Raw genomic sequence first — 4,381 nt, 5'->3', positions numbered from 1 at the left:
CGTACCGGCACGTGCGCCCCGCACCGGTACGTGACCGATGCGGGGCGCGGCTCTCCGGGCTGTGCGGTCCAGGGCTGGGGTCTTTCGTTTGGATCAGGCCGGATGAGGGAGCGGGGTGCGGTGCCGTGGATCGCAAGGCGGAGGAAGGAGCCCACGCGGAGCGTAGGCGACCGACGACAACGCGGCGAGGCGCGGCACCAGGGCTCGCGAGCCCGGCATGACCCAAACGAGAGGCCCCAGGCCCGGCCTCACCAGTCGCCGCCCCCGAAGTCGCCGCCCGAGTCGCCCGATCCGCCGCCGAAGCCGCCGAACCCGCCGCCGAAGTCCGCCGTGTCGAAGTCCGCGCCGGAGACGTCACCGCCCTCGGGGAGGCTCTCGCCCAGGCCCGCGCCGGAGTCCGCGAAGGCCGACGGGGCGCTGAGCATGGAGCCGATCATCGTTCCCATGAGCAGACCGCCGACGGCTCCGGCGGCCACCCCGAAGTAGCCGCCCGCCCAGGGCGCGTAGCCGGGTCCGGCGTTCCAGTAGGGCTGCGGGCCCTGCGCGGTGTCGACCATGCGGGACCGCGGCGTCCCGCCGCGGGCCGTCAGCTCCGCGTCCGTGGCGCACGCGGGCACGGCCCGGTCCGTCCCGCCGGGCGGCGCCCACAGCACGTCGGAGACCGACGGGCCGTGCCGGGGGTCGAAGAAGCAGGGCACCCGGCGCTCGGGCGGCGGGTCACCGGCGCGGCGGGCGGCGAGGCTCGCCAGCGCGAACCGGCCCTGTTCCAGGGTCTCGACGACCGGCCGGATCTCGTCGGGCCGGGTGGCGGCGGCGACCTGTGTCCTGGCCGTCTCGTAGGCGTCCAGGACCTGGCCGTAGTCCTGGCGCATCGCGTCGTCGGCGCCGGGCTCGGAGGGGGAGAAGCCCAGCCGGTCCAGCTCCTCGCCGAAGGCGGTGATGTCCTCGTCCACCACGGTGCGCAGGGCGGCCAGTTCGGCCCGCTCGCGCTCCTCGCGCTGCCGCTTCCCGCGCCGGTACAGGACGTACGCGCCCGCTCCGCCGGCGACCACCACCGCGCCGAGGATCAGCGCCCCGGACCCGCCGGAGCCCTCCTCGTCGTCCGCGCCGTCGGCCCAGGAGGCGGGGGCGCTGCCCTTGGCCTGCTGGAGGGCCTGGTCCACGAAGCCGTCGAGCTGGGCGGTGGCGTCGTCGGGCGACGAGCGGCGCACCGCGCCCCGCAGGTTGTCGACGGCGCCGCGGGACATCACCTGCGGATCCGAGCCCGCGCTGAAGGCGTCACCGAGCCGGACCGCGTACACGCCGGTGACCCCGGTGAGCGTGCGCACGTCGGAGATCACCGTCGCACGGGGGAACTCGTCGGCCGCGGGCAGCACGGCGACGAACACCGGCTTGTCCGCGTCCGTGATCTTCTTCGCGAGCGCCTCGGCGTCGGCCTTCGGCAGCTGCCCGGCGGCCCGGGGGTCGACGTAGACGGGGCCCTTCTTCAGCGCTTCGGCCACCTCGGCGGGGCCGCTCGCCGCGTACGCGGTCCCGGGCGCGAGCAGGGCGGCGGCTCCGGCCAGCAAGAGCGTGACCAGGGCCAGGAGCGATCGGCGCCGCGGCCGGGCTCCCGTGGTGAGGGGCATGGAGGGTCTCCTTGGGCGGTACGAGAGTGTGTCGCCCCAGTGAATTGCACGCTTGCGCAATATAGCAAGTTTTTACCCGTACATGGTGGCCGAATGACCTCGCCCCGCCACCGCCGGGCGCGGCACACACCGCGCGCCGCGCCGCCACCCCCGGGCCCCGACGCTACCTTTGGTGACTCCATCATCACTTCACGTGACCTCAGGGAGTCCGTGTGAAGGTCGCCTGTGTCGGCGGCGGGCCCGCCGGCCTGTACCTCTCGATCCTGCTGAAGCGGCAGGATCCGTCCCACGACATCACCGTCTTCGAACGGAACCCGGCGGGGTCGACCTACGGGTGGGGGGTGACGTACTGGGGCGGCCTCATCGACAAGCTGCACGGCCACGACGCCGAGTCCGCGCGGGCGATCAGGGAGAGTTCCGTCCGCTGGAGCGCCGGGGTCGCGCACATCCGCGACCACCGGACCGTGCACCACGGGGACGAGGGGTTCGGCATCGGCCGCCACCGGCTGCTGGGCATCCTGGCCGAGCGCGCCCTGCGTCTCGGCGTGCGGGTGGAGTTCGAGCACGAGGTCCTCGCCGGGGCCGAGCCGCCCGACGCCGATCTGGTGGTGGCCTGCGACGGCGTCAACAGCGCGCTGCGCGAGCGGCACGCGGACCACTTCGGCACCCGGGCGGTCGCGGGCCGGAACATGTACATCTGGCTGGGCACCACGAAGGTCTTCTCCGCCTTCACCTTCGCCTTCGTGGAGACGGAACACGGCTGGATCTGGTGCTACGGCTACGGCTTCGGCGCGGAGCGCGGCACCTGCGTCGTCGAGTGCTCCGCCGAGACCTGGACCGGGCTCGGGCTCCACGAGGCGAACGAGGCGGACGGCCTCGCCGTCCTGGAGAAGCTGTTCGCGGAACCGCTGGACGGGCACCCGCTGATCGGCCGGGCCCACGAGGACGGCAGCGCGCGCTGGCTGAACTTCCGTACGCTCACCAACCGCCGCTGGTACCGCGACGGCCTCGTCCTGCTGGGCGACGCCGCGCACACCACGCACTACTCGATCGGCGCGGGCACCACTCTCGCGCTGGAGGACGCCATCGCGCTGGCGGGCGCGCTGGGCGCCGAGCGGGAGCGGGACGCCGCGCTCGCCCGCTACGAGCGGGAGCGCCGGGCCGCGCTCCTGCCGGTGCAGAGCGCGGCCCGCTACAGCGCCCAGTGGTACGAGAACCTGCCCCGCTACACCGGGCTGCCGCCCGAGCGGATGTTCGCGCTGCTCGGCCAGCGGCACTCGCCGCTGCTGCCGCACCTTCCGCCGTCGCTGTACTACCGGCTGGACAGGGCGGTGGAGCGGCTCGACGTCCTGCGCGGGCTCAAGCGCCGACTCGGCCCGAAGGTCGCGAGCCTCCTGCACGCCCGTACGCCGACGCCCCGGGACTGACCGGGCGCCGCCACTCCAATGGCCCCCGGGCGAAAACTCCGTCAGGAGGCCCCGGGCGGCGCCCGACCGCAGCGGCGCCACCGCCCGCGCCACGCCCGGCGCAGTGTGCCGCGCCGGGCCGGGGCGTCGCGGGACCTCCGCCCCCGGCACAGAATGCCGAGAAGTGCAGCGCATTCGTCCCACGGATCGCGGAGGGCAGAGAACCCATGAAGGAACGCGTACGCAACCGCGCGGGCAGGAGAGGCGGCGGGATCGTCGGCGAACTGTCCGCGGAGTTCGCCGGGACCATGATCCTCATCCTCTTCGGCGCCGCGGTGGTGGCACAGGTGGTGGCCGCCGGACTCGGTGACCACGACAGCATCGCCTGGGCGTGGGGGCTCGGTGTCACCCTCGGCGTGTATGTGGCGGGCCGGATCAGCGGTGCCCACATCAACCCGGCGGTGACCCTGTCGTTCGCCATCTTCCGGGGCTTCTCCTGGCGCAAGGTCCTGCCGTACATGCTGGCGCAGACGGCGGGCGCCTTCGTCGCCGCGCTGCTGGTGCGCTGGAACTACACCGAGGTGCTGGCCAAGTTCGACCCGGGCCACACCTACAAGACCCAGATCGTCTTCAACACCCTCCCGGGCAACGGCACCTTCCCGGTGAGCGAGTGGGGCGCGCTGCGGGACCAGATCATGGGCACGGCCATCCTGATCCTGGTCCTCTTCGCGATCACCGATCTGCTCAACACCCCGCCGGGCGCCAACCTCGCCCCGCTGATCATCGGTCTGCTGATCGTGGCGATCGGCATGGCCTGGGGAACGAACGCGGGGTACGCCATCAACCCGGCGCGCGACCTCGGCCCCCGGCTGGCGAGCTTCATCACCGGGTACCACGGGGCGTGGCGTGATCAGTACGGCAATCTCTACTTCTGGGTGCCCATCGTCGGCCCCCTGGTCGGCGGCCCGCTCGGTGGGCTCCTGTACAAGTTCCTGATCGCCCGGTATCTGCCGAGGGCCGGGGAGCAGGAGGTCGGCCGGCTCCCCGAGCCCGAGCCCGCGAAGTAAGAGGCCGCGCGGATAGGTGGGGGGGAGGAAGGAGCGGGGTGAGGGGCAAGCATGGCAAGGCGGAGGAGGGAGGCGACGCGGAGCGTCGTGGACCGACGACAACGCCGCCAGGCGCCGCCCATCGCCCCGCGACGCCACCCCACCTATTCGCGCGGCCTCTTAGGGTGGCTTGCATGTTGCGTCCTGAAAGCTGGTCCAGGCTTGCGGGTGGAAGTCCCGTCCGGGTAGACACCGGAGTGCCCGGTAGCAGGTCCCGGTTCGTCGTGGAGACGCGGCGGGC

The 4,381-nt window shown here is 73.2% G+C and carries 3 protein-coding genes; 2 read left to right on the top strand and 1 reads right to left on the bottom strand.

Annotated features, from left to right (window positions below; all coding sequences use genetic code 11):
* Positions 1–248 precede the first annotated feature (248 nt).
* Positions 249–1,628: a hypothetical protein gene (locus DVH02_RS30890; RefSeq protein ID WP_114627152.1), complete on the bottom strand. Its 1,380-nt coding sequence runs from the start codon at positions 1,626–1,628 to the stop codon at positions 249–251.
* Positions 1,629–1,840: 212 nt separating this feature from the next.
* On the opposite strand from DVH02_RS30890, the gene DVH02_RS30885 reads away from it, so the two are divergent.
* The gene (locus tag DVH02_RS30885; RefSeq protein WP_114627151.1) at positions 1,841–3,055 is read left to right on the top strand and encodes an FAD-dependent monooxygenase; all 1,215 of its coding nucleotides are present in this window, start codon (positions 1,841–1,843) and stop codon (positions 3,053–3,055) included.
* A gap of 206 nt (positions 3,056–3,261) precedes the next feature.
* Positions 3,262–4,101: an MIP/aquaporin family protein gene (locus tag DVH02_RS30880; protein ID WP_114627150.1), complete on the top strand. Its 840-nt coding sequence runs from the start codon at positions 3,262–3,264 to the stop codon at positions 4,099–4,101.
* The last annotated feature ends 280 nt before the right edge of the window (positions 4,102–4,381 follow it).

The organism is Streptomyces corynorhini (genome assembly GCF_003346515.1).
Taxonomy (GTDB): domain Bacteria; phylum Actinomycetota; class Actinomycetes; order Streptomycetales; family Streptomycetaceae; genus Streptomyces; species Streptomyces corynorhini.
This window is presented reverse-complemented; position numbering and strand designations above follow the sequence as displayed.